23 protein-coding genes are annotated in these 24,822 nt (G+C 73.7%); 21 read left to right on the top strand and 2 right to left on the bottom strand.

Translation table 11 applies throughout. From position 1 onward, the window contains the following. Positions 1-31: 31 nt before the first annotated feature. Entirely contained in the window at positions 32-715 is a 684-nt protein-coding gene (locus ACFYL4_RS07895) for a GntR family transcriptional regulator (protein WP_387517320.1), read from the top strand. 63 nt (positions 716-778) lie between these two features. Beyond that, complete coding sequence (locus ACFYL4_RS07900; protein WP_387517322.1) at positions 779-2,041, top strand: MFS transporter; 1,263 nt, start codon at positions 779-781, stop codon at positions 2,039-2,041. 9 nt (positions 2,042-2,050) lie between these two features. Here the strand turns inward: ACFYL4_RS07900 and ACFYL4_RS07905 are convergent, their stop codons facing one another. Then, on the bottom strand, positions 2,051-2,572 hold the full coding sequence (locus tag ACFYL4_RS07905) for a hypothetical protein (RefSeq protein WP_387517324.1): 522 nt from the start codon (positions 2,570-2,572) through the stop codon (positions 2,051-2,053). Positions 2,573-2,858: 286 nt separating this feature from the next. Here ACFYL4_RS07905 and ACFYL4_RS07910 point away from each other — a divergent pair, with 286 nt between their 5' ends. Genes ACFYL4_RS07910 through ACFYL4_RS07920 form a run of 3 tightly spaced genes read left to right on the top strand, consistent with a single transcriptional unit; the run spans position 2,859 to position 5,976 of the window. After that, the gene (locus ACFYL4_RS07910) at positions 2,859-4,118 is read left to right on the top strand and encodes an ABC transporter substrate-binding protein (protein ID WP_387517326.1); all 1,260 of its coding nucleotides are present in this window, start codon (positions 2,859-2,861) and stop codon (positions 4,116-4,118) included. Next, complete coding sequence (locus ACFYL4_RS07915; RefSeq protein ID WP_387517328.1) at positions 4,115-5,110, top strand: carbohydrate ABC transporter permease; 996 nt, start codon at positions 4,115-4,117, stop codon at positions 5,108-5,110. The genes ACFYL4_RS07910 and ACFYL4_RS07915 overlap by 4 nt, the downstream gene beginning before the upstream one ends. Then, positions 5,107-5,976 carry a carbohydrate ABC transporter permease gene (locus ACFYL4_RS07920; RefSeq protein ID WP_357768867.1) on the top strand — a complete coding sequence of 290 codons (870 nt, stop codon included), beginning with the start codon at positions 5,107-5,109 and terminating at the stop codon, positions 5,974-5,976. Before ACFYL4_RS07915 ends, ACFYL4_RS07920 begins: the two co-directional genes overlap by 4 nt. Before the next feature lie 40 nt (positions 5,977-6,016). Here ACFYL4_RS07920 and ACFYL4_RS07925 read toward each other — a convergent pair whose 3' ends face one another. Beyond that, positions 6,017-6,937: a ketopantoate reductase family protein gene (locus ACFYL4_RS07925; RefSeq protein WP_387517330.1), complete on the bottom strand. Its 921-nt coding sequence runs from the start codon at positions 6,935-6,937 to the stop codon at positions 6,017-6,019. A 368-nt stretch (positions 6,938-7,305) separates the two neighbouring features. Between ACFYL4_RS07925 and ACFYL4_RS07930 the strand changes: the two genes are divergently transcribed. The 16 genes from ACFYL4_RS07930 (at position 7,306) to ACFYL4_RS08005 (ending at position 24,742) form a co-directional block, all read left to right on the top strand. Continuing rightward, entirely contained in the window at positions 7,306-7,614 is a 309-nt protein-coding gene (locus tag ACFYL4_RS07930; RefSeq protein ID WP_387517332.1) for a hypothetical protein, read from the top strand. A gap of 234 nt (positions 7,615-7,848) precedes the next feature. Further along, on the top strand, positions 7,849-8,862 hold the full coding sequence (locus ACFYL4_RS07935; protein ID WP_387517334.1) for an oxidoreductase: 1,014 nt from the start codon (positions 7,849-7,851) through the stop codon (positions 8,860-8,862). A gap of 10 nt (positions 8,863-8,872) precedes the next feature. Continuing rightward, on the top strand, positions 8,873-9,724 hold the full coding sequence (locus ACFYL4_RS07940) for a sugar phosphate isomerase/epimerase family protein (RefSeq protein WP_387517336.1): 852 nt from the start codon (positions 8,873-8,875) through the stop codon (positions 9,722-9,724). Further along, a complete protein-coding gene (locus tag ACFYL4_RS07945) occupies positions 9,721-11,010 on the top strand; it encodes a M20/M25/M40 family metallo-hydrolase (RefSeq protein WP_387517338.1) in 1,290 nt (429 codons plus the stop codon). Before ACFYL4_RS07940 ends, ACFYL4_RS07945 begins: the two co-directional genes overlap by 4 nt. Continuing rightward, positions 11,007-12,149 carry an Ldh family oxidoreductase gene (locus tag ACFYL4_RS07950; RefSeq protein WP_387517340.1) on the top strand — a complete coding sequence of 381 codons (1,143 nt, stop codon included), beginning with the start codon at positions 11,007-11,009 and terminating at the stop codon, positions 12,147-12,149. Before ACFYL4_RS07945 ends, ACFYL4_RS07950 begins: the two co-directional genes overlap by 4 nt. Then, positions 12,146-13,075 carry a Gfo/Idh/MocA family protein gene (locus tag ACFYL4_RS07955; RefSeq protein ID WP_387517342.1) on the top strand — a complete coding sequence of 310 codons (930 nt, stop codon included), beginning with the start codon at positions 12,146-12,148 and terminating at the stop codon, positions 13,073-13,075. Before ACFYL4_RS07950 ends, ACFYL4_RS07955 begins: the two co-directional genes overlap by 4 nt. Next, positions 13,072-13,542 (top strand): DUF6917 domain-containing protein, encoded by a 471-nt coding sequence (locus ACFYL4_RS07960; protein ID WP_357768882.1) that lies wholly within the window; start codon positions 13,072-13,074, stop codon positions 13,540-13,542. Before ACFYL4_RS07955 ends, ACFYL4_RS07960 begins: the two co-directional genes overlap by 4 nt. 156 nt (positions 13,543-13,698) lie before the next feature. Further along, positions 13,699-14,226 (top strand): EF-hand domain-containing protein, encoded by a 528-nt coding sequence (locus ACFYL4_RS07965; protein WP_357768884.1) that lies wholly within the window; start codon positions 13,699-13,701, stop codon positions 14,224-14,226. Between the two features lie 80 nt (positions 14,227-14,306). After that, positions 14,307-15,512, top strand: a complete 1,206-nt coding sequence (locus ACFYL4_RS07970) for a DegT/DnrJ/EryC1/StrS family aminotransferase (protein ID WP_387517344.1) — start codon at positions 14,307-14,309, stop codon at positions 15,510-15,512. Then, the gene (locus ACFYL4_RS07975) at positions 15,509-16,654 is read left to right on the top strand and encodes a DegT/DnrJ/EryC1/StrS family aminotransferase (RefSeq protein WP_387517346.1); all 1,146 of its coding nucleotides are present in this window, start codon (positions 15,509-15,511) and stop codon (positions 16,652-16,654) included. Before ACFYL4_RS07970 ends, ACFYL4_RS07975 begins: the two co-directional genes overlap by 4 nt. Further along, complete coding sequence (locus ACFYL4_RS07980; protein ID WP_387517348.1) at positions 16,651-17,637, top strand: UbiA family prenyltransferase; 987 nt, start codon at positions 16,651-16,653, stop codon at positions 17,635-17,637. The genes ACFYL4_RS07975 and ACFYL4_RS07980 overlap by 4 nt, the downstream gene beginning before the upstream one ends. After that, positions 17,634-18,983 carry a protoporphyrinogen/coproporphyrinogen oxidase gene (locus tag ACFYL4_RS07985; RefSeq protein WP_387517350.1) on the top strand — a complete coding sequence of 450 codons (1,350 nt, stop codon included), beginning with the start codon at positions 17,634-17,636 and terminating at the stop codon, positions 18,981-18,983. Before ACFYL4_RS07980 ends, ACFYL4_RS07985 begins: the two co-directional genes overlap by 4 nt. Beyond that, the gene (locus tag ACFYL4_RS07990) at positions 18,980-20,599 is read left to right on the top strand and encodes a class I adenylate-forming enzyme family protein (protein WP_387517352.1); all 1,620 of its coding nucleotides are present in this window, start codon (positions 18,980-18,982) and stop codon (positions 20,597-20,599) included. The genes ACFYL4_RS07985 and ACFYL4_RS07990 overlap by 4 nt, the downstream gene beginning before the upstream one ends. Continuing rightward, positions 20,596-22,236, top strand: a complete 1,641-nt coding sequence (locus tag ACFYL4_RS07995; RefSeq protein WP_387517354.1) for a CoA transferase — start codon at positions 20,596-20,598, stop codon at positions 22,234-22,236. The genes ACFYL4_RS07990 and ACFYL4_RS07995 overlap by 4 nt, the downstream gene beginning before the upstream one ends. Further along, on the top strand, positions 22,233-23,945 hold the full coding sequence (locus tag ACFYL4_RS08000; RefSeq protein ID WP_387517356.1) for a class I adenylate-forming enzyme family protein: 1,713 nt from the start codon (positions 22,233-22,235) through the stop codon (positions 23,943-23,945). Before ACFYL4_RS07995 ends, ACFYL4_RS08000 begins: the two co-directional genes overlap by 4 nt. Beyond that, a complete protein-coding gene (locus ACFYL4_RS08005) occupies positions 23,942-24,742 on the top strand; it encodes a class I SAM-dependent methyltransferase (RefSeq protein ID WP_387517357.1) in 801 nt (266 codons plus the stop codon). The genes ACFYL4_RS08000 and ACFYL4_RS08005 overlap by 4 nt, the downstream gene beginning before the upstream one ends. Positions 24,743-24,822 lie beyond the last annotated feature (80 nt).

Here is a 24,822-nt window from a genome sequence, read left to right on the forward strand (position 1 = left end):
ATCTATGTTGTATCCAAGAAGAGGAGGCCCAGTGAGTGCCAGTGGTGGCGACGGGGGAGAACCGGTGGCCGGGGTGGCCGCCGAGCCGGAGTCGGCGGCGGGGCGGGCCTACGCCGTCGTCCGCGACCGCATCCTCGACGGTGAGTTCGAGGACGGCAGCATGCTCAGTGAGGGTCGGATCGCCGCCGAACTCGGCATGAGCCGCACCCCCGTCCGCGAGGCCTTCCTCCAGCTCCAGGCGGAGGGGTGGATGCGCCTGTACCCCAAACGCGGTGCCATGGTGCGGCCCGTGCCCCCGCACGAGTTCCGCGAGGTCCTCCAGGCGCGCCAGCTCATCGAGACCGAGGCGGTCCGCACCGTGTGCGCCTCCCCGGGCGGTTCCGAGCGGCTGGTGCGGCGCCTGCGCGAGGTCATCGAACGGCAGCGGCGCGCCTGGGAGGACGACGACCTGGCCGCCTTCACCCGCGCCGACGTGGAGTTCCACCGCGAGGTGGTCGCCGCCGGGGGCAACTCGATCCTCCAGGGCTTCCACCAGCTCCTCCAGGACCGGCACCGGCGCATGACCACCCAGTCGATCAGCCACGACACCACGCGCGCCGACCTGGCCATCGCCCAGCACACGGGTCTGGCCCGGCTCATCGAGGAGGGCGACCACGAGGGCTACGCCCGGGCCACCGCCGAACACCTGAACGACATCCACGGCTCCACCCTCTGACACCGCACGCCGACACCCCTCCTACCTCCCTGACCCCGAACCGCTGAGGAAGAAGTACCGACCATGGCCACGATCGAGGCCCGCAGACCGCACCGGGAACCCGGGAGAGGCACCGACCCCGCGCGCCGCCGCGCGCTCCCCGGATGGCTCGCCGTGTGCGGCACCCTCTTCGCCGTCGCCTGGGGCGGCAACGAGTTCACGCCGCTCCTGGTGATGTACCGCCTGGACAGCGGCATGAGCGCGCAGGTCGTCAACGTACTGCTCGGCGCCTACGTCCTGGGCATCGTGCCCGCCCTGCTGGTGGGCGGTCCGCTCTCCGACCGCCACGGGCGCCGCCCCCTGATGCTCCCGGCGCCGCTCCTGTGCGTGGTCGGCAGCGCTCTGCTGGCCGCGGGCTCGGACTCGGTGGCCCTCCTCTTCGCCGGGCGCGTGTTCTCCGGCCTGGCGCTCGGCCTCGCGATGGCGGTGGGCACCAGCTGGGTCAAGGAGCTCTCCCAGCCCCCGCACGACCCCGGGGCCGGTGCGGGTGCGGGCGCGGCGCGCGCCTCGCTCGCGCTCACCCTCGGCTTCCTCCTGGGCGCGGTGGTCGCGGCCGCCATCGCCCAGTTCGCGCCGATGTCCGCCGTCCTGCCGTACGCGGTCAACATCGTCCTCACCCTCGCGCTGGCCCTGGTCCTGCTGGGCGCGCCGGAGACGCACGCGCGCTCGACGACGCCCCGCAGGCTCATGGACGACCTCCGGGTGCCCGACGCGTTCCACCGCCGCTTCCTTCTGGTGGTGGTGCCCATGGCGCCGTGGGTGTTCGGCACCGCCGCCAGCGCCTACGCCGTCCTGCCCAACCTGCTCGCCCACCGCGTTCCCGGCTTCGAGATCGGCTTCTCCGGACTCCTGTGCCTGGTGGCCCTGGCCAGCGGTGTCCTCAGCCAGCAGGTGGCCAAGCGGGTGGACAGTCCGCACTCCTCGCGCGCGGTGGTGGCGGCCCTGGCCGTGGCCGCGGCCGGGATGGCCCTGGCCGTGTGGGCCTCGACCGCGCTGACCGTCACGGCGGCGCTGGTCGCGGCGGCCGTCCTGGGCGCCGCGTACGGCCTGCTGCTGGTCTCCGGACTCCAGGAGGCGCAGCGCATCGCGGGGCCCGACCGCCTGGCCGGGCTGACCGCCGTGTACTACTCGCTCACCTACCTGGGGTTCTTCGTCCCGGCCTCGCTGGCGGCGCTGACCCGCTGGTTCGGCTACCCGGCCATGTTCGCGGTCGGCACCGGACTCGCCCTGCTGTGCGTCCTGGCCGTCTCCCTGTCCTGGCGCCGTCACCTGCCCGCGCCGCGCTGAACCGTCGGCTCAGCACTCGGGAGGGAACTCCTGCGCGCCCACCAGCGTGCCCTCGCCGCCCTGGTGGGTGCCCAGGATGAGGCCGTCGTCGGAGGCCAGCGACTCGGTGTGGAACTCGAGCGCCGCGATGTCGCCGTCGGCGCCGTCCTCCGCGCCGGCGGCCGAGGTCACCTCCAGCGTGTACGCGGTCTCGGGGGAGTCGGGCACCACCCGGTACGCCGCTTTGCCCCCGGTGTCGGTGATGGTCCAGTCCTCGCCGGGCGCGGACAGGTCCACCTCCAGCCGGTCGCCCTCGAAGGCGCGGTTGGCGGTCAGCCGCCACCCGTGCTCCTCCGAGGTGAGGTCGATCCGTGCGGGCGGGCTGTCCCCGCACCACGCCACCTGGACCACGGGGAACTGGTGGCGCGCGGAGAAGTGCCCGGTGGCGACGGCGCCCACCGCGCCGCCGTCCGGCGCGCAGGCGGACACGAGCAGACAGGCCGGGGGGAGGAGCGCCCACCGTCGGAGGGCGGCTCGGTCGAGGACTGGCATGCCGTGATTGTGCCAATCCCCGTGGCGCGCCGTGGGCGTGTGCGCCGGGCGCGGGCGGCGGGGGACGGGAACGCCACAGGTCAGACCGGGGCGGTGGCACTCCGCGTTCGCGTCGCCGTTTCGGCGTGTCCGTCGCCGATGGGGCGTCTCCGATTCGTGATCCGCCGCTCCCTTGACCTACGTCGCCGGGGTTGCCAAGGATGGCGGGGTTGGAATTTGGTGATATGCGACACAGTGGGGCGGTCCGTCGCCGCGGGACGGGTCGGCCGCCCGGAGAGGAATGCGTATGCGTTCACGACGGTGGTCGATCGCCGCCTCGGGGCTGGGACTGGCGCTCCTGGCCACGGCGTGCGGTGCGGGAGGCGGGGACCGGAACCAGGTCGAGGTCTTCTCCTGGTGGACCGGGGGCGGCGAGGAGGCCGGGCTCAACGCCCTCATCGAGCGCTTCGAGGAGGAGAACCAGGGGGTCGAGTTCGTCAACGCCGCCGTGGCGGGCGGGTCGGGCACCAACGCCCAGGCCGTGCTGGAGGGGCGGCTCCAGAGCCAGGACCCGCCGGACTCCTTCCAGGGCCACGCCGGGGCGTCCCTCCAGGACTACGTCGAGGCCGGGTACCTGGCACCGCTCGACGACTTCTTCGACGAACACGGTCTGCGAGAGGCCTACCCCGACCAGCTGGTCGAGCAGATCTCCTACGAGGACAGCGTGTACTCGGTCCCGGTGAACATCCACCGGTCCAACGTCCTGTGGTTCAACCCCTCGGTGCTGGAGGAGGCCGGGGTGGAGGGGCCGCCCCGGACCCTGGCGGAGCTCGTGGAGGCCCTGGAGGCCGTCGCCTCCGAGACCGACGCCATCCCCATGGCGGTGGGCGCCCAGTGGACCGTCGACCACCTGCTGGAGTCGGTGCTGCTGGGCTCGCTCGGCACCGACGCGTACAACGCCCTGTGGGAGCCGGGCGCGGACTGGGACACTCCGCGGATGGCCGAGGCGCTGGAGACCTTCGAGACGATCCTGTCCCACACCCAGGAGGAGTCGGCGGCCGAGGACTGGCAGGAGGCCTCGCGCCGGGTGGCGGAGGGGGAGGCGGCCTTCAACGTCATGGGGGACTGGGCCGCCGGGTACTTCGACGAACTGGGAGCGCTCCCCGGAGAGGACTACGACTGGGCGCCCTCGCCCGGGACCGACGGTACGTACATGTGGCTGTCGGACAGCTTCACCCTCCCCGCGGGAGCCCCCAACGAGGAGAACGCCCGCGCCTGGCTCGCCCTGGTGGCCAGCCAGGAGGGACAGGACCTGTTCAACCCCCTCAAGGGCTCCATCCCGGCCCGCTCCGACGCCGACCCCGGCCGGTACGCGGACAACCCGTACCTGGAGTCCGCGCTGACCGAGTGGCAGGCCGGGCCCGAGCTGGCGGGGTCGTTCTGGCACGGGGTGACCGTGGGCAACCGGTGGAAGAACGACATCGACACCGCCGTGGGCCTCTACCTCCAGAACGAGGACCTGGAGGCCCTCAACGCGGCCCTGCACGAGGCCGCCCAGTCGGCATGAGCGCCCCCACCCAGGCGGGGGCCGCGCCCGGCGACCCCGGCCACCCGAAACCCCCCGTCCCGGACCGCCGCGCGCGTCCGACCCGGCTGCGGCGGGCGCTGGCCAGGGCCCGCACCTGGTTCCCGGGCCTGCTGCTGGTCTCGCCGTCGATCCTGCTCATCGGCGTGTTCGTCTACGGCATGATCGGCTGGAACACCCAGCTGGCCCTGAGCGACAAGCACGCCCCGATCCAGGACGGCTCCTTCGTGGGGCTGGCCAACTTCGTCCAGCTGTGGCAGGAGGCCCGCTGGCCCGCCGCCGTGGCCAACGCGGTGGTGTTCACCGTGGTCTTCGTCGGCGGAGCGCTGTTCCTCGGCTGGCTGCTGGGCCTGCTGCTCGACAAGGGCATCCGGGGCGAGGCGGTGTTCCGGACCCTCTTCCTCGCCCCGATGGCGGTCTCCTTCATCGCCACCGGTGTCGTGTGGCGTTGGCTGATGAACCCGGCGCCGGCCGAGCGCGCCACCGGTCTCAACGCCCTGTTCGTCCACCTGAACCTGGACTTCCTCGTCAACGACTGGTGGACCGCGCCCGACCTCGGCATGGCGGCGATGGCGCTGCCCGCCGTCTGGCAACTGGCCGGATACGTCATGGCGCTGTTCCTGGCCGGGTTCCGGGGGGTGCCCGAGGAGCTGCGGGAGGCGGCCCGGGTGGACGGGTGCTCGGAGTGGGGCGTGTACTGGCGGGTGGTCATGCCGCAGCTGCGCCCGGTCACCCTGAGCGCCGTGATCATCCTGGGCCACATGTCCCTGAAGGTGTTCGACCTGATCATCGCGGTGGCGGGGCAGCAGATCGTCGCCGACGTCCCCGCCGTGTACATGTGGGCGATGGTCTTCGAGGTCCGGGACCCGGCGAAGGGGGCCACCATCGCGTCCTACCTGCTGCTCGCCGTGGCGGTGTTCGTGATCCCCTACCTGGTCTGGACCGTGCGCAAGGAACGGAGCGAGGGCCGATGACCCGGAGATCGCCCGGACGGGTGAACGCCCCCTCCGGCGTGGGCGCGGCAGGCGGTTCACGCGGACGGGCCGTCCGGTTCACCGTCCTGCTGGTGTTGGCGGCGCTGTTCCTGCTGCCCATGTACGTGCTGGCGGTGACCGGGTTCAAGCCCTTCTCGGAGGCCACGGCGGCCCGGGCGTGGCTGCTTCCGCGCGAGTGGAGCCTGGAGGGGTGGTCCACGGCCTGGTCGGCGCTGGCCCCCGGACTGTGGAACAGCGTGCGTATGGCCGTGCCGAGCGCGGTCCTGTCCGCGGTGCTGGGCTCCATGAACGGCTACGTGCTGGCCCGTTGGCGCTTCCCCGGCGCGGACACGGTGTTCACGCTGTTCCTGTTCGGGATGTTCATCCCCTACCAGGCGGTGATGATCCCCCTCCAGCAGATGTTGGTGGGCGCCGACCTCATGGGCGGGCTGTTCCCGCTCGTCCTGGCGCACACGGTGTACGGCATCCCGATCTGCACCCTGATCTTCCGCAACTACTACGCGAGCGTCCCGGGCTCCCTCATCGAGGCGGCGCGGGTGGACGGAGCGGGGCTGCTGAGGACGTACGCCCACGTCATCCTGCCGGTATCGGCACCGGCGTTCGCCGTCACCCTGATCTGGCAGTTCACGTCGGCGTGGAACGACTTCCTCTTCGCGGTGTTCCTGACCGGTCCCAACAGCTGGCCGGTCACGGTGCAGCTGAACAACGTGGCCGGGTCCATGGTGGTGCCCTACAACCAGCAGATGGCGGCGGCCGTGCTGGCGTCGCTGCCGACACTCCTCATCTACCTGGTGCTGGGGAGGTACTTCATGCGCGGGCTCATGGCGGGGGCGCTCAAGGGGTGAACCCCGTGGCCGCCGGGGCACGCCCCGGCGGCCACGCGCCTCAGCCGCGGGCGGCCGAGTAGACGCTCAGGTGTGTGTGGGCCAGGGAGAACAGCGGGGTGGGAACGCCCAGCTCGCGGCCCCGCGCGACCAGGTCGCCGACGATGTGGTCGCCCTCCACGGGGTTGTCGTGGGTCAGGTCCCAGTACATGGACGTGGAGGTCTCGCGTTCGGTGTCGGAGATGACCTTCTCGGCGAACCCCCGGATACGGTCGCTGGGCGGGTACCCGGCGGCGGTGGCCAGGGCGGTGGCCTCGGCGAACATCCCCGCGCTGAACTCCTGACCGCCCGGGGCGCGGTTCACCCGGCCGATGGGTGCCCTCATCAGGCAGGTGACGGCTCCCAGACTGGCCAGGAAGACCCACTTGTCCCACATCTCCTGGCGGATGTCCTTGGTGGGGCGGGCGGTGAACCCGGCCTCCTCCAGGGCGGAGTGCACGCGGTCGAGTCCGACCACGGGGGAGCCGGAGAGCGGCCCGTAGACGAGTTCGCCCATCCTTCCCACCTCCACGATGCCGCCCCGCTCGTCCAGGCGGGTCATCACCATGCACACCCCGCCGTACACGCGGTCCTCGCCGAACCGCTCCACCAGGACGTCCAGGTGGCGCATGCCGTTGAGGAAGGGCACGACCACCGTCCCGGGCCCCACGGCCGGGGCGAGGTCCTCGACCGCGCCTTCGAGCCCGTAGGACTTCACCGAGAGCAGCACCAGGTCGTAGGCGTCGGTGAGCTGGTCCTTGGTCACCGGTGTGACGGCGATGTTCTCGGTGCGCCCCTCCACTGAGGTGATGTCGAGTCCGCGTTCGGCCAGGAGCGCGGCGCGTGCGGGCCGGACCAGGAAGTCGACGTCCCGCCCCGCCTGGACGAGCCGCCCGCCGAAGTAGCCGCCGACCGCTCCCGCACCCACGACGAGGATCTTCATGTCTCTCCCACCGATAGTTCGTGATCTTCGCAAAACGTAGGGCTCCGGGGTGGGGCTGGCAAGACCGGGGGTCCTTGGAGGGTGTTCGGGGCGGGGTGGGGTCGGTCACGGCGCGGATGGGGCGGACGGGGAACTCGTCCCCGGCGGTCGGCACGCGCCGGGCTGACGAATGGCGAGATATCACTTCATAGGCGTTGTGCTCCGCTGTTTTCACGGGTCCGGAAACCGGGGTCCGAAAAGGCTCTACCGGATATCGGGGTTGCGCTCGGCTCCGGGTTCGGAGAGCATCCTTCCGGAACCCTCCGTGTTAATGGAAAAAAGGAGGGTTCGCTTCACAAAACGCACATGAATGAGGAAAGGATGGTGGAATGAAGGCATTGTCCACGGTGGCCGCCCTCGTCCTCGGCGGCGTGCTCATGGGCGCCGTCCCGGCACACGCGGCGACCGGAGAGGTCGTGGTCTTCAAGACCGAGTTCGAGGACCTGGAACGCTACACCGATCCGGCGCCGGGAAGCTGCCACCAGCTCCCCGCCACCGCGCACGTCCTGTTCAACATGACCGACTCGGAGGTGCGCATCCATCCCGGTACCACCTGCCTCACCCGGGGGGTCCTCGTGGTCCCCGACCGTGGATGGCACGCGCCGCCGAGCGGACTCTTCAGCTTCTCGGTGGCCTGATTCCCCCGAAGGCAAAAAGGGGCGAAAGGCGTCTACCGTCGATCTCCCCCTTTGTTGCCTCTTACTTCCTGATTGAGGAATGTCCCGGCCGGGGTTTGGGGTGCTGGAACCGGACCTCCCCTTTGACTCCGTTCCCGCGGTCCGCAGAGGATGAGTGCCCGTTCGACGGCTCGTGTGCCCGAAGGGAACACCGAGCGGTACGGGAACAAGGAACCGGAAAGGTGCCGGCACCTCATGCTGCACACCCTCATCGTCGGCCTGGGCAGATCCGGGCGGGGTCTGCACGTGCCGTCGCTCGCCAAGGCGCGGGCGGCGGCACCCTTCCTCTTCGCCCCGGGGCCGCTCCTGGGCCTGGACCCCGCGCACGACCGTGTCGACGGGGTGCGCACGGTCGGCTCGCTGGAGGAGGCGGCCCGGTTACGCCCGCCCGCGCAGACCGTGGTCCACCTGTGCACGCCGCCGCGCATGCGCCTGGAGATGCTGCGGGACCTGGCCGACCTGGGATACCGGCGCGTCATCGTGGAGAAACCCCTGGCCCTGGACCTGGTGGAGCTGGCCGGGATCGCGCGGCTGCGCCGCGCCCGGGACCTGGAGCTGAACGTGGCCACCCCGTGGTCGGCCAGCTCCCTGACACGACGGTTGACCGTGGTCCGGCGCTCGGGCGTCTTCGGGGCGCTGCGCGCCCTCACGGTCGTCCAGAACAAGCCGCGCTTCACCCGCAGCCTGGAGTCCACCTCCCATCCCACGGCCCTCGACATCGAGGTCCCGCACGCCCTGGCTGTCGCGGTCTCTCTCGCGGGCGACGCCGACGTGGTCTCGGCGGACCTGAGCGACATGTGCGTCGAGGGCGTCCGGATGCCCGGCCTGGGAGCGGCCCGCGTGGACCTCCTCCACCAGAGCGGGACGATGACCCGGATCGAGTCGGACCTGACCTGCCCGACCCGGGAGCGCCGCATCGTGCTGGAGTTCGACACGGCGGTCCTGACCGGCCACTACCCGTGCAGCGAGGCCGACCACACCGCCCAGCTCGCGGTCGCCGTGGAGGGGCGCGCCCCCGCGCGGTCGGTCTTCGCCGACGACGCGCTGCCCGCGTTCCTGCGCTCGTGCTACGGCCGCTACGCCCGCTCCTGGCCCGGTGGCGGCGACCTCACCGCGCAGATCGAGGCGGTGCGCCTCCTGGCCGAGGCCAGGAACCTGTGCGCGCCGGGAACAGGGGCCAGGGAGGTCGACAGTGCCGTCGGCGCCTGACACACCGCGCATGGCCGGGATCGGCGACGAGGCCGCCCCGGGCCTCGGGGACCAGCTCGACGCCGTGCGCGCGCTCGGCTGGAACCTCCTGGAACTGCGCTCCCTGGGCGGGGTACCCGTCGCCGCCCTGCCCGAACCGGACTTCGCCCGGGCGGCCGACCGGATCGCGCGGGCCGGTGTCGGGGTCGTCGCCGTGGCCGCCAAGATCGGCGACTGGTCCCGGCCGGTCACCGCCGACCCCGCCGTGGACCTGGCCGAACTCGACGTGCTGGCTCGTCGCTGCGCCCGGCTCGGCACGCGCCTGGTACGGATCATGTCCTTCCCGTCGGGCGGCACGGCCGAGCCGGAGTGGGGCAGGGCCGCCCGGGCCCGGGTGCGCGAGCTCGCGCACCGGGCCGAGGACGCCGGTCTGGTCCTGGTCCACGAGAACTGCGCCGGATGGGCTGGAGAGAGCGCCGAGCGCGCGCTGGAGCTGCTGGCCGAGGCCGACAGCCCGGCGCTGCGGCTGCTGTTCGACACCGGCAACGGGGTCGCCCACGGATACGACGCCCCGGCCCTGCTCCGCCCGCTCGTCGAGTACGTGGCGCACGTTCACGTCAAGGACGCCGTCCCCCTCCCCGGGGGCGAGACCGCCTACGTAGGGCCCGGACGGGGAAGGGCCGGGGTCGAGGAGTGCGTGCGCCTGCTCGCCGCCCACGGCTACCGGGGCGCCTGGTCCATCGAACCCCACCTGCACCTGCGACCCCACCTGAGCGCCACGGGGGCGGACCCCGGGCTCGGCGACCCAGACGCGTTCGTCGAGTACGGGCGGGCGGCGCAGACCCTGGTGCACCGGGTCCTCAAGGAGGAGGCGCACCCGTGAGAGCCGCTCTGAACGCCGACGACCGCGCCCTGCTGCTGCGGCTGATGCGCCTGCCCACCGCCGGTCCCCTGGAGACCGGACGGGACGGTCCCGCGCCGAGGTTGTGGGAGGCCCAGCGCGACTACGCCCGTGCGGCCGAGCGGCTCGGCTTCCGGGTGGTGCGCCACGCGGCGGCCCGGCCCGCCGACCTGGAACGGCCCGGGGTGCCCGAGGCGGTGCGCGTCGCGGCCGCCGCCGACCCCGGGTTCCTGGAGGCGCAGCCGAGCCTGGTCCTGCGACTGGGCCCGGACGACGTCCCCCGCGCACGCACCCTGATGTTCAACGTGCACCTGGACACCGTGGCCGGGAACCCCCCGGTCACCTTCGACGGCGAGGTCTTCCGTGGTCGCGGCGCGATCGACGCCAAGGGGCCGGCCGTGGCCCTGTTGGCCGGGGTGCGGGCCGCCCTGGGGGGACGCCCCGAACTCGGCCGCCACCATGCGGTGCTCGTGCAGGCCGTCGCGGGCGAGGAGGGCGGCGCCATGGGGGCCCTGGGCACCCGGCCCCTGGTGGAGCTCGGGTACACCGGTCGGCTCAACGTGTTCTGCGAACCCACCTCGGGGCGGTTCTCGACCCGCAGCACGGCGTCGATGACCGCGCGGGTGTCGGTACGCGGCGACGACGCGATCGACGACCGCCCGCACACCGGCCACAACGCCTCCGTTCTGCTGGGCTTCCTCGCCCAGCGGATGGGCCGCGCCCTGGACGGGCACGCCCGCGACGGGGCGGTCTGCGTGGCCGGGCTGCACACCGGCACCCTGCACAACCGCGTTTACGGCAGCGGTGACCTCCTGCTCAACCTGGCGTACGGCGACGCGGCCACGGGCCGCTCCCTGGAGGGGGCGGTGACCGAGGCCTTCGAGTCGGCCCTCGCGGAGTTCACCGCCGAGTTCTCCGCCACCGCGCTGTTCGCCCGCACCGCCCGCGACGCCCGGCGCACGACCCGCCTGGACTGGCCCAAACGCGGGCTGCCGGTGCTGGACGACCACGACCCCTGGGGCCGTGCGCTGCTCCGCGGCGCCGGGGTCCCCGCCTGGCCCGCCGAGGAGCCCGCCTTCACCTGCGACGCGATCTGGGCGGCCGATCTGCCCGACGCGTGCACCGTGGTCCTGGGCCCCGGCGACCTGGCCGCCGACGGGGCGCACGGCGACGCCGAGTCCGCCCGCCTGTCCGACCTCGACGGGTTCGCCGCGACGGTGGCCCGTCTCCTGGCCGTCTTCACCGAACACACCCATGGAGGATCGTGACCACCCTCTCCTCGGAGTCATCCGGAACCGCGTCGTCGGCCGGGACTCCCGTGCTGGTCGACCACGCCGAGCTGACGCGCTTCCTCACGCAGGTGTTCACCCGGCGGGGCCTGCCCCCGGACCGGGCGGACGCGTCGGCACGGGCCCTGGTCCACGGCGACCTGACCGGAATGGACTCGCACGGCGTCGCCAACCTGGCCGGGCTCTACCTGCCGCTGCTCGACGAGGGGCGGGCCGACCCACGCGCCGAACCCGAGGTCGTCACCGACCTGGGCGCGGCCCTGCTGGTCGACGCGCACCGCTCGCTGGGGCTGTGGGCGGCGTCGTGGGCCATGGACCTGGCCGTCGAACGGGCGGCGCGGCACGGGGTGGGCATGGTGTCGGTGCGCCGGGCCACGCACCTGGGCTGCGCCGGATACCACGCCCTGCGCGCCGCCGAACGCGGCATGGTCGGCGTGGTCTCCAGCAACTGCGGCGGCCAGCGGATCGCGCGGCCGCCGGGCGGTGCCGTGGCGATGCTGGGCACCAACCCCCTCGCCGTCTCCGCCCCGGCCGGAGCCCACCCGCCCTTCCTGTTGGACATGAGCACCACCGCGGCCCCCACCGGGCGTGTCCGGCAGGCGGCCCGAGAGGGGCGCGCGCTGCCGGAGGGCCTCCTGTGCGACGACGCGGGAGCCCCGGTGACCGATCCCGCCGCCTTCGACGCCGGTGACGCGCACCTGATGTGGCTGGGCGGTGAGGTCGGCCGGTTCAAGGGGTTCGGCCTGGGCCTGGTCGTGGAGGTGCTGTCCGCGCTGGTCTCCGGGTCCGGCCGCGGCCCGCACCCGGACGCCTGGGACGGGGACGGCGGACCGAGCGGACGCGACGACGACATCGGCTTCCTGCTGATGGCCATCGCCCCCGACACCCTCAGACCGGGGGCGCGAGCCGACGCCGAAGGGCTCTTCGGCGCGCTGGTGGACTGCCCGCCGACCGATCAGGAGCGGCCGGTGCGCTACCCCGGGTGGCACGAGCACCGGTTCGCGCGCGAGCGGACCGAACGGGGCGTACCCCTGCCCGCGCCGTTGTACGCGCAGCTGGTGGCACAGGCCGAACGGGCCGGAGTACGGGCCCCCGAGGTACGAGGAGAGCAGCGTTGAACACAGCGCCGATGCGCGTGGGTGTCGTGGGACTGGGGTTCATCTCCCGCTTCTACCTCGCCGCCCTGGCGGCGTCCCCGTCCTGGCGCACGGTGGCGGTGTGCGACCTGGACCCGGCCCGGGTCGCCGATCCGCCCGAGGGCGCGGTCGGGTACACCGACCACACGGTGATGCTGGCCGAGGCGGAGCTGGACGCGGTCGTGGTCACCGCCCCCAACGACGCCCACGCCCGGATCTGCGCCGACGCCCTGCGCGGGGGCCTGGCGGTGTGCGTGGAGAAGCCGCTGGCCCTGGACCCGGACGAGGGCGCGCCCCTGGCCGCCCTGGCCCGGGAACGGGGGGCCGTGCTGTTCACCGCGTTCCACCGCAGGTACAACTCCGAGTTCGCGGCCCTGCGGGAGCGGTTGGCGGGGAGCGTCCCGGCGCAGGTGACCGTGCGCTACCTGGAACGGATCGAGGAACACGCGGGGGACGACACCTGGTACCTGGACCCGTCCCGGTGCGGCGGGGGATGCGTGGCGGACAACGGCCCCAACGCGTTCGACCTGGTGGAGGCGTTGCTCGGCCGGGTCGAGGTGGACACCGCGCGGGTGGAGTACGACCCCTCGGGGGTGGACCGCCGGGCGGACGTCGGACTCGTCGCCACCGGTGCGCGGGCCCGGGTCCTGCTCGACTGGTCGTACCCGGGGGAGCGCAAGGACGTCGAGGTGCGCACCGTCGACGGGCGGCTCCTGACCGCCGACATGCTGGCCGGCCGTCCGGCCTTCAAGGAGTCGCTCTGGCACGAGTACGACGCGATCGTGTCCGACTTCGCTGGGCGGGTGCGTGAGGGCGTTCCCGACGGTGCGGGTCTGTCGGCCCTGCGCCTGGTCGAGGACGTCTACCGCGAGGCGCGGCGGGCCCGTGCCGAGGGGGTGGGCGCGTGAACCCGGGCGAGGACGGACCCAAGCGGCACGTGACGGGCGCCCTGGTGAAGGTGCTGGTGCACCGCCGGACGGAGCGGGGCATGCGGTTGGAGCCGTTCGCCAGCAGGTGCGTGCGGGCGGGCGAGGTCCACGAACTGGTCGCCACCGACCACACCGAGACCGAGGAGGGGGCCCGCATCGACCGTGTGGGGTTCCTCGGTTTCGCGGAGATCACCGCGGCCGGGGTCGTGGACCGGGGCGACCGGGTGTGGATCGGCGGCCGTCGGGTGGGTGTGGTCCTGGGCTTCGACGCCTGCCACACGCCGAACCACTACAACGTGCTGATCCACGCCGACCCGGTGCCGACCGGAGCCACCCTCGCGCTCCTGCCCGAGGAGCCCGTGGTGTTCGAGCAGGCGCGCTCGGACGAGGACGGGACCGAGCTTTTCGCGAACAGTGGAAAAAATGGCAGAGAATGTCCGATATAAAAGTCGCATTACCCTCGGTGTTCTTCGGAATTCTGGTTTTCCCGGGTGGCGTCAGGCGGTAATCTCTTCCTGGGTCGAAGGCGATCGGGAGATCGCCGGAACACCCCATCGCATTTATTGCATTCGCTTTTTCCATGCAAACGCCAAGGAGATTTGATGACCACTGCGACCAAGGCCGAGAACCGCCTCGAAGAGCGCTTCCGTCTGTGGGACAACGACGGCAACGGCGTGATCGAGCGCGCGGACTTCGAGGTCGAGGCCGAGGGCATCCTCAGCAGTCTCGGTGCCGCGGGCACGCCCAAGGGCGACGCCCTCCGCGACAGCTACCTGGCCATGTTCGACCTGCTCGCGTCCGCCGCCGGCACCGACCGGATGAGCCAGGACAAGTTCGTCGAGGTCGCCGAGCAGGAGATCGTCAGCAAGGGCGACGCGGGCTTCGCCCGGGTGGTCCAGCCGACCATCCAGGCCATCGTCAACGTGCTCGACACGGACGGCGACGGCGAGGTCAGCCCCTCCGAGATGCAGAAGTGGTTCGCCGCCATCGGTCTCGACGGCGCCCAGGCCGACCAGGCCTTCTCCCAGATGGACGCCGACAACAGCGGCAACCTCTCCACCGCCGAGCTGGTGGCCGCCGTGCGCGACTACCACCTGGGCAAGAACGACATCCCCCTCCTGGGCGCCTAAGACATTTCGAGGTCCCCCTCCCAGCCCGGCCGCGGCTCTCTCCGCGGCCGGGTCGTACCCCTTTTCGTGAAACGGAATACGTGAATCCAGTACTCTCCTCCGGTGTGCGCGAGGACCAGCTCGACAAACGCACGGACATACCGTTCTTCGACCAGTCGGAGACGTTTCGAAGACTGTGGCCGGAGATCAGGGAGAACTGCGTCCGCGTCATGGACGACGGTAAGTTCTCCCACGGCTCCATGGTCGCCGAACTCGAACGCGCGCTGGAACGGTGGACCGGCGCCCGGCACGTGGTCGGCGTCAACTCCGGGACCGACGCCCTTGTCCTCCTGCTCAGGGCCGCGGGCCTGCGCCCCGGCGACGAGGTCGTCGTCCCCGCCTACACCTTCGTGGCCACCGCCACCGCCGTCGTGCACGCCGGCGGCGTCCCCGTCTTCGCCGACATCGAACCCCACGGATACGGCATCGACCCCGGCTCGGTGGAACGGGCGGTCACCGAACGCACCCGCGCGGTCATGCCCGTCCACCTCTTCGACCGCCTCGCCGACATGGAGGGCGTCACGCGGGTGGCGCGCGCCCACGGACTCACCGTCCTGGAGGACAGCGCCGAGGCGATCGGCATGCGCTCGGGCGGCACCCACGCGGGCCTGCTCAGCACCGGGGGCGTGCTGTCGTTCTTCCCGGCCAAGACCCTCGGCGCCGTCGGTGACGCCGGAGCCCTGCTCACCGACGACGACGCCGTCGCCGAGACCGCCCGGATGACGCGCCACCACGGCAGGTCCGGCCGCACCCTGGCCGCGTTCCCCGGCATCTCCAACCCCACGGTGGTCACCGGCTGCAACAGCAAGATGGACGACCTCCAGGCCGCCGTCCTGCTCGCCAAGCTCGCGCGCCTGGACGCCGACATCGCCCGCCGGTCGGAACTGTCGCACCGCTACGACCAACGCCTGCGCGACCTGCCCGGCGTGCGCGCCGTCCCCGGCGACGCCCCGCACGCGCCCGGACGGGACCGGGTCGTCTACGTCCACCTCGTCGAGGTCGACGACCGGGACGCCCTCGCCGCCCATCTGGCCGCCGCCGGGATCGGCACCGAGGTGTACTACCCGCGCCCGCTGCACCTCCAGCCCTGCTTCGCGCACCTGGGGTACCGGCCCGGCGACTTCCCCCGCGCGGAGCGGGTGTGCCGGTCGGCGCTGGCCCTGCCCCTGCACGCCGACCTGACCGACGCCCAGATCGACCGCGTCTGCGACGAGGTCGAGCGCTTCCTGACCGGGGGGACCCGATGACCGCGACCGTCGAGCACGCCGTCCCGTTCTTCGCGCCGGACCTGTTCGAGGCCGACCGCGACGTCCTCCTGGAACTGCTGTACGAGGTCGGCACCTGCCCCGACCAGAAGTTCATCCTGGGCGGCCGCACCGCCTGCTTCGAGGAGGCCCTGCGCGCCGAGACCCGGGCCGCCGACGCCGTGGCCTGCTCCAGCGGGACCTCGGCCCTCACACTCATCCTGGCCGCCATGGGCATCGGCCCCGGCGACGAGGTCGTCGTCCCCGCCTTCGGGTGCGCGCCCCTGGCGAGCACCGTCCTGGCCAGCGGGGCCCGGCCGGTCTTCGCCGACATCGACCCCGTGCGGCTGACGATGGACCCCGCCGGAGCCGAGGCGCTGGTCACCGAGCGCACCCGCGCGCTCATGCCCGCGCACATGTTCTCCGTGATGGCCGACATGCCGCGCCTGCGGGACGTGGCCGACCGCGCTGGCCTGCGGCTCGTCGAGGACTCCGCCCTGGCCCAGGGCGGCGCCCTCGAAGGCCGTCCGGCCGGGCTGTGGGGCGACGCCGGGGTCCACTCCTTCGTCCAGGTCAAGGTCTTCGGCATGCCCGGCGAGGGCGGTGTGGTGCTGACCGACGACACGGAGCTGGGCGAACGGGTGCGCATGCTGCGCAACCACGGGCAGGACGGACGCAACCGCTTCCTCCACCACCACGTCGGGCACAACAGCCGCTTCGACGAGGTGATGGCAGCCTTCCAGCTCCACCGCATGGCGGGGCTCCCCGCGCGGGTGGCCCGCCGCACCGAGATCTGCTCGTACTACTCCGAGCGCCTGGGCGACCTCGCGGACGCCGGGATCACCGCACCCGGGGTGGGCGGCGACGGACGCTTCCCCTACGTCTACACCCTGCTGTGCGAGGACCGCGACGGACTGCGCGCGCACCTGGAGGCGGAGGGGATCACCACCCACGTCTACTACCCGAGGATTCTGCCCGACCAGCCCGCCTTCGCCCCGTACGCCAGCCCCGACGGGCACTGGCCCCAGGCCCGGGAGGCGGCGCGCCTGAACATCTCCCTGCCCCTGTACCCGCACCTGACCGACGCGCAGGTCGAACGGGTGGCCGACAACGTACGCGCGTTCGCGCGCCGGAGGACCGGATGACCGACCAGATGACCGCGCCCGTCGCGGCGCCCGAGGCGACCCCCCGGACCGGGCGCGCCACCCTCGCGGCCTACGCCCGCCTGGCCAAGCTCGACATCGTCGACTACTACATCGGCCTGCCCCTGGTGTTCGTCATGTCGCTGCCCCTGTTGGGCTGGCGCACCGACACCCTCGGCCTGCTCCTGCTCGTCCTGGTGGCGGAGGTGGCCGTGGTGGCCGCCATGGTCGCCTTCGACGACGTCACGGGCTACCGCGACGGCAGCGACGCGGCCAACTACGGATCGGACGCGGCGCGCCGCCGCCTGGCCCGCAAACCCCTCGTGGCCGGGACCCTGACCGAGTCCCAGGCGCTGGCCTTCGGCCGGGCCGCGACCGTCGCCAGCGTCGCGCTGTGGGCGCTGGTCATCGCGCTGGCACCGCACCGGCCCACCTGGGCGATCGTGGGGGCGGCACTGTGCCTGGTCGCGTCGGTCCAGTACTCCTGGGGGCTGAAGATCAGCTACCGGGGGTTCCAGGAACTCTTCCTCGTCGGCCTCGGCGTGGGCTGGGTCCTGGTGCCGTACGGGCTGCTCACCGGTCAGATCGACGGGTTCGTCGTCGTCCAGGCCCTGGTGTTCGGCGGCGGCCCCATGCTGTTCGGGCTCTACTCCAACACCAACGACGCCGACGGCGACCGCGCGGCGGGACGCATCACCGTCGCCGCCCAGGTCTCCCCGAGGACCAACACCGTCTTCATCGTCGTGCTCACCCTCGCGGAGACCCTGCTGGTCACCGGCTCCTACCTGGCCGGGATCTCCCCGTGGTGGTTCCCCGTGGCGCTCCTGCCGGTGGCCCTCATGCGCGCGGCCCAGCTGTACGTCGGGTTCGTGCGCGGCGACATCCTGCGGGCGCGGCGTCTGGCCATCCACACCCACCGCGTCACCGTGGTCCTGCTGATCGGCGCCAACCTCGGCGCCGCCCTGCTCTGGGGGAGCGCGGCGTGACCCCGAGGATCGACGTCGCGGTGGTCGGAGCCGGTCCGGCCGGGCTGGCGACGGCGCACGCCCTGGCCCGCGCCGGACGCTCCGTACGTGTGCTGGAGGCCGCCGAGGCGGTGGGCGGGCGCACGCGCACCCTGCGCGTCGACGGGCACCTGGTCGACACCGGGGCGGAGATGATCCCGTCCGCGAACGCCTACCCGCAGACCTGGCGGCTCGTCCGCGAACTCGGCCTGGACACCGACCCCCGCGCCGTGCCCCGGGTACGCCAGGCCCTGTCGGTGTGGTGGGGCGGGCGGGCCCGCCCCCACGCGGGGCGCCCCCTGGGGCTGCTCACCGGCATGGGGCTCTCACCGGGCGCCCGGCTGGACCTGGCCCGCCTGCTCGGCGAACTGGGCCGCGCCGACCTGGACCCCGACCACCCCGAGCGGGGCGACCTCACCGGCCTCACCGTCGCCGACCTGCTGGGACCGCGCCACCCCCAGATCCGAGAACGCCTCCTGGGCCCGCTGGCCTCGGGCTTCTTCGGGTGGCCGCTGGAGCGGGCGGCGGCCGCTCCCTTCGCCGCCCACCTGGCGGCCTCGGGCAGCACCGCCACCTGGCGCACCTACCGCGACGGCATGGACACCCTGCCCCGCGCGCTCGCCGAACGGCTCGACGTGCGCACCGAACACCCGGTCACGGGGGTGGTCGAGGAGCACGCCGGGGTGCGCCTGGAGTCACCGCGCGGCGACCTCACCGCCCGGGCCGCCGTCCTGGCGGTCCCCGCCCCCGTGGCGGCCCGCCTCCACCCGGGCGCCCGCGCCGAGGAACGCGCCTACCTGGAGTCCTGCGCATACGCCCCCATGCTCCGGCTGTCGCTGTTCCTGGACGCGCCGCTGTCGCCGCGCGGGTCGCGGCGGGGTTTCGCCGTGCTGGTCCCCGACGACCCGCTGCTGGCGGTGCTCACCGTCGACCACCACAAACACGAGGGCCGGGCGCCCAAGGGGCGTGGACTGGTCTCCCTGGTCGCCACGCCCCGCGCGGCCCGGGACCTGGCCGCGGCATCCGACGACGAGATCGCGCGCGGGCTCACCGCGAGCGCCGAACGCCTCCTGCCCGGACTCGGAGCCCACGTGCGCCGGACCGTGGCGCACCGGTTCCGCCACGGGCTTCCCCTGCCCGGCCCGAGGGCCCTGGCGGCGCGCTCCGCCTTCGCCGCCCGCCCGCCCGCCGCCGTCGACTACGCCGGCGACTGGATCTCGCTGCGCCCGTGCAGTGAGGGCGCGGTGGCGTCGGCGACCACCGCCGCCGCGCGGGTCTCGGCCTTCCTGTCCGCCACCCGTGAACCGATCCGCATCGAGGAACCATGAAGCCACTGAGCCGCCCCCCGCACCGTCCGCTGGACCTGGGGACTCTCTTCGACGACCTGGAGGAGCGCGGCACCTCCACCGCCGTGCGCCTGAGCAGGCCCCTGGACGTCGCCCCCCGGGAGGGGATCGCGCTGGACGTCCCCCGGGTGGCCGCTCTGGTGCGTCAGCTCTCGGGCCGCCTGGCACTGGCCGGGGTCGGCCCGGGCGACCGGGTCGCGATCGCCAAGCGCAACCACTGGGACTACGTCCTGCTGTCGAGCGCGGCGGCCCGCCTGGGCGCCGTCCCGGCCTCGCTCTCCGCCCACCTGGAGCCGGGAACGCTGGAGGAGCTCCTCAAGCGCCTGGCCCCCGCGCTCCTGGTGACCGACACCGCTCTGCTGGGAGCCGCCCGCGAGGAGGGCCGCGACCCGGGCGTCCACGCGCGCCGGACCCTGGTCGTCGACGGCCCCGCCGAGGGCGCCCTCAGCATGGACGACCTCGACGGCGCCGCCGTGCCGCCGTCGCGCCGCCCCCACCCGGACGCGCCCCTGGCGATCATGCACACCTCCGGGACCACCGGTACCCCCAAGCTGGTCGTGCACTCCACCCGCACCCTCATGCGGCGGCTCGCGGGCTTCGAGGCCCACCGGTGGCCCGTACTGGGGAGCAGGCCGGACGACACGGTCGTCTCCTCCTACTCCTACGCGCACGGCCGCGCCCTGGCCTGGACGGCCAGCGTCCTGCGGCTCGCGCCCAGGACGCTGTCGGTGATCACCTCCGCCGACTGGGCCGAGGCGGCCCCGGCGTTGGAGCTGGACCGCCCCACGGTCCTGGAGGCGCAGCCCTCCACCCTGAGGAGCTGGCAGCGGCACACGAGGGGAAAGAGCACCCCCTTCGACCGGGTGCGGCTGTTCGTCAGCACCTTCGACGCCCTGCACCCCTCCACCGTCCGCGACTACCTCAACGCCACCGGGCACCGGTGGCCGCTCTGGACGCAGGGCTGGGGCCAGAGCGAGACCGGGCCGCTGACCTTCCGCTTCCTCACCCGCCGTTCGCTGGAGCGCGACCAGGGGACCTCGCCCACCACCCGCGACCTGGGGCGTCCGGTCCCCGGCCGGACCCGGTTGCGGGCGGTGCACCCCGAGACCCTGCTCCCCGTACCCGCCGGCACGCCGGGGCTGCTGTTCTGCCGGACCGACGCCCTGTGCCTGGGTTACGTGGGGGAGGAGGGGCGCTGGCGCTCCAAGCTGGTGGGCCAGTGGTGGAGCACCGGTGACGTCGGCTCCATCAGCCGCACCGGGGCGGTCCGCCTGGTGGACCGCGAGGTGGACGCCCTCACCGAGGGGGGCTGCCTGGAGATCGAGGACGTCGTCGACGAACGCCTGCCCGAGGCCCTGGAGTGCGTCGTGCTCGGTGTCCGCGAAGGCGATCCCGTGCCGGTGGTGGCCACCGACTCCGGGGAGCTGGACCTCACGGCGTGGCGGAACGCGGTCGCCGACCAGCCCGCGATGGCCGACCCGGTGGTGCTCACCTGGGACGAGCTGCCGCGCACGGGCACCGGCAAGGTGCGCAGGGGAGAACTGCGCGACCTGTTGGGGCTGCGTCCCGGCGCCCCGGGCACCGGGCGGTGGACGTGACCGCGAACGCGACCCCTGCGGCCCCCCTGGCGGGGGCGGTCGTGCGCGGGGTCGGCGACACGACGGCGGTCCGGGTCGCCCTGGACCGGCTGCGCGCGGCCGGGTGCGAGGTCGTCGCGGGGGGCGGGCGCCCGCCCGCCAGCGCACCGGTCGGCCGCGTCGAACTCCTGGCCACGACGGCGGGGGAACCCGACGACAGCGCCTGCGACCTGACGTGGGCACCGCCGGGGAGCACCGTGGAACCGGAGGACGAACGCGACGTCCAGGCCCTGTGCGGCCTGGCCCACCTGCACGGCCGCTCCCTGGGCGGCGCCCGGTACCTGCCCGTCGACTACGCGTCGGTGTGCGCGGGTGTGCTGGCGTCCCAGGCGGTGATGGCGGCGGCGACGTCCGGTCCGGTGCGGTCGACGGTCTCGGTGACCGGTGCCGCCCTGACGGCCGTCGCCCCCCACGTCGCCGAGGCCGCCGCCTCGGCGGACGGACCGCCCGCGCGGGGCGGCGGGCCGCGACCCCCCTTCCGCTCCGTCGAGGGGACCGTGTTCGAGATCGAGACCCTGGACGCCGAGGCCTGGCTGCGGTTCTGGACCCGCCTGGGCGCTCCGGCGGCCGCCGTCGCCTCGGGGTGGCCGCCCTTCCAGCGGCGCTTCGCCACGGCGGTCTGCCCCCTGCCGGGGGAACTCGCCGCGACCCTGGCCGCGACCCCCTACGAGCGGGTGCGCGCGACCGCCCTGGACACCGGCGTCGGCGTGGTCGCGCTGCGCCCTCCCGGCCCGGCCACCGAACCCGGCCCGGACTCGCCGTGGCGGCTGCGCGGGCTCGGCGGCCCCGACGCCCGGTCACCACGCGCCCACCGTGTCGGGGCGCCGCTGGCCGGGGTGCGGGTCGTGGAGATCACCAACCGCATCCAAGGGCCGCTCGCCGGACTGCTGCTGTCGTACCTGGGGGCCGACGTGGTGCGGATCGAACCACCCGGCGGCGACCCCATGCGCGGCGTACCGCCGCTCGCCCACGGCGTCTCGGCCCGCTTCACCGCCCTGAACCGGGGCAAGGGCGCGGTGGAGGCCGACCTCAAGAGCCCGGAGGGCCGCGAGGCCGCCGCCGACCTCGCGGCCCGTGCCGACGTCCTGTTGTACAACTGGCCGCCCGGACGCGCCGAACGCTTCGGCCTGGGCACGGACGACCTCGCCGAGCGGGCTCCGGGGCTGGTGCACGTCCACGTCGACGGGTGGGTGCACGAGGGGCCCGACGCCCCCGCCCCGGCCACCGACTACCTGGTCCAGGCCCACGGGGGCCTGGCCCACCTGTGGGCCGCGGGGGGCGAACCGCCCGCGCCCTCGTTGTTCACCGTCACCGACGTGCTCGGAGGGATGATCGCGGCCGAGGCGGTCACGGCCGCCCTGGCGCTGCGTACCCGCGCCGGAACCGGAGTCAAGGCCCGTACCGGTCTGGTCGACGCCGCCCGCCTGCTGCGCGGGGTTGGCGTCGGCGCGCGGAACCGCGGGCCCTCCGCGCTCCTGCCGGTCGAGGACCTTCGGCACGTCGTCGACCTCTTCCCCGACTCCTTTACGGACGTCGACGGCATCGCGCACGCCCGCTCACCGTGGGCCTTCGCCCCGTCGGCGGTGGCGCGACGATGACCACCTGGACCTCCGCCGAGGGGCTCGTCCTGACCGACCTCGTCCCGGCCGCGCTGCGCGCCGACTGGGTGGCGCGGGGGTGGTGCCCCGACCGCGACCTGTACTCCCTCTTCCTCGAACGGGTGCGCGCCCACCCCGGCCGGGACGCGGTCGTCGACGAACGCGGCACCCTCAGCTACGCGGACCTGGACGGGCGGGTGCGCGCCACGGCCGCGCTGCTGACCGCGCACGGCGTGCGCGAACGCGACGTCGTGGGAGTGCTGCTGCCCAACGGCAGGGACGCGACCACCCTCGACCTGGCCGCGGCGGCGCTGGGAGCCGTCGTGCTACCCGTCCCGCCCGGGCGTTCGGACGCCGACGCGCTCGGCCTCCTCACACGGGCACGCGGCGCGCTCCTGGTGACCGAGGGCCCCCGCGCCGCACGGATCGCACGGGCTCACCGGGGGCGGGCACGCGTCGCGGCCGTCGACGCGGTGACCGCCCCGCACACCGGCGCCCCGGCGTGCCAGGGGCCCGGGGAGCCCCGCGACGGCACGGTCGCCGACGTCCGGGGGAGCGCGGGGCCACGGGGCGCCGGTGAGCGATTGCCCGGGGGCCCCGGCCGGAATCGCCCGGACCCGGAGTCACCGGCCCGCGTCCTGCTCTCCTCCGGCTCCGAGGGGGAGCCGACCATGGTCGCCTACTCGCACAACGCCATGGCCGGGGGGCGGGGCTCCTACGTGGGCGCCCTGATCCGAGGACAGGAACCCCCGCGCGTGCTCCTCCTGGTCTCGACCGCCTCCTCCTTCGGCTCCCTGGGACTGGTCGCCCTGGTCCGGCACGGCGCCACCCTCGTCACCTCGGAGCGCTTCGACCCCGGCGGGACCCTGGAGACGATCGAACGGCACCGACCCACCCACCTGGTGGGTGTGCCCACCATGCTGCGGCGCATGGCCCTGCTCGACCACGGGGCCGACACCTCCTCGCTGACCGCCGTCGTGGCCAGCGGGGCACCGCTGCACGGCGAGGTGTACGACCTGTGCGTCCGGCGCTTCGGCCGTCCCGTCGTCAACGTCTACGGATCGACCGACGGCGTCAACTGCCACACCGCCCGCGATCCGTGGAGGTGGGAGCCGGGGCTGGCCGGGCGTCCGGACCCTGCGGTGGCCCGGATCAGTGTGCGCGACCGCGAGGGGCGTCCCGTCGCGCCGGGCGAGCTCGGGGAGGTGTGGGCCCTGGGGCCGATGACACCCCTGTGTCACGTAGCCGCTCCCGCACTCGACCGGGAACGTCGCTCCGGCGAGGGCTGGGTGCGCACCGGAGACGTGGGACGCCTGGGCGGGGACGGGGACCTGTGGGTCGTCGACCGTCTGCGCCGCACGGTGATCCGGGGCGGGGTCACCCTCTATCCGGCGCGGGTCGAGGACGCCCTGTCCGCGCACCCGGGCGTGGACGAGGCCCACTGCGTCCCGGTCCCCGACCCCGACCTGGGCGAGCGCATGTGCGCCTGCGTCCGCCCCTCACCGGGGGCCGCCCCCACGGAGGAGGAGCTGCTCGCGCACCTGCGCGACCGGCACGGCATGGACACCCGTCTCCTTCCCGAACACGTCCTGTTCCTGCCCTCCGTACCGCTCGGCCCGACCGGGAAGGTGTGCACGGGCACCCTCACCCGGATGGCGGCCGAGGCCGTACGCGCCCGAACGACCGTCCTCACAGGAGATCCTCGATGACCGACACCGCCACCGAGCCCGGCTACCTCTTCGACAACCACAGCGAACACGCCCGCGACCAGCACAGCTTCCTGGCCGCCGCCTACGACCCGCTGACCACCAGCAGACTGGAGGAGACCGGGGTCGGCCCCGGCTGGCGGTGCCTGGAGGTGGGAGCCGGGGGCGGATCGGTGGCCCGCTGGCTGGCCCGACGCGTCGCCCCCGGGGGCTCGGTGGTCGCCACCGACATCAAACCGGAGCGGATCGATCCGGAACCGGGCCTGGAGGTGCTGCGCCACGACGTCACCCGCGACCCCCTGCCGGAGGCCTCCTTCGACCTGATCCACTCCCGCCTGGTCCTGCTGCACCTGCCCGAGCGCGAGGCGGTCCTCGAACGGCTGGTGCGCGCCCTCAAACCGGGCGGCGTGCTTCAACTGGACGAGTTCGACATCACCTACGGGCCGTCCCTGCTGATGCCCGACGCGCAGGCCAGGGAGGTCTACGAGGGGTTCCTGGACGCCAAGGTCCGGGTGATGGAACGGGCCGGAGCCGACCCCGCCTGGGGGCGCCGCGCCCCCGAGGCGATGCGCCGGGCGGGCCTGGTGGACATCGATCCGCGTCCGCACGTGCAGCAGTGGAACGCGGAGTCGCCGGGTGTCCACCTGATCGCGCACCACACGCGCCACCTGCGTGAGGCGTTCCTGGGCGTGGGGATGACCGACGAGGGCCTGGAGCGTGTGCGCCGGGTGCTGGCCGACCCCTCGTTCCGCTCCTCCTCCTGCCTGATCTACACGGTTCAGGGCCGCCGACCCGCGTGAGGGCCCGGTCGTGGCCCGGGGTAGGCCTCCGGGCCACGACCGGTCGGGTTCGGCGCGGCCCCAGGGAGGTCTTCCCCCTT

It is taken from the genome of Nocardiopsis sp. NPDC006938 (genome assembly GCF_042869555.1).
In the GTDB taxonomy this organism is placed as follows: Bacteria; Actinomycetota; Actinomycetes; order Streptosporangiales; family Streptosporangiaceae; genus Nocardiopsis.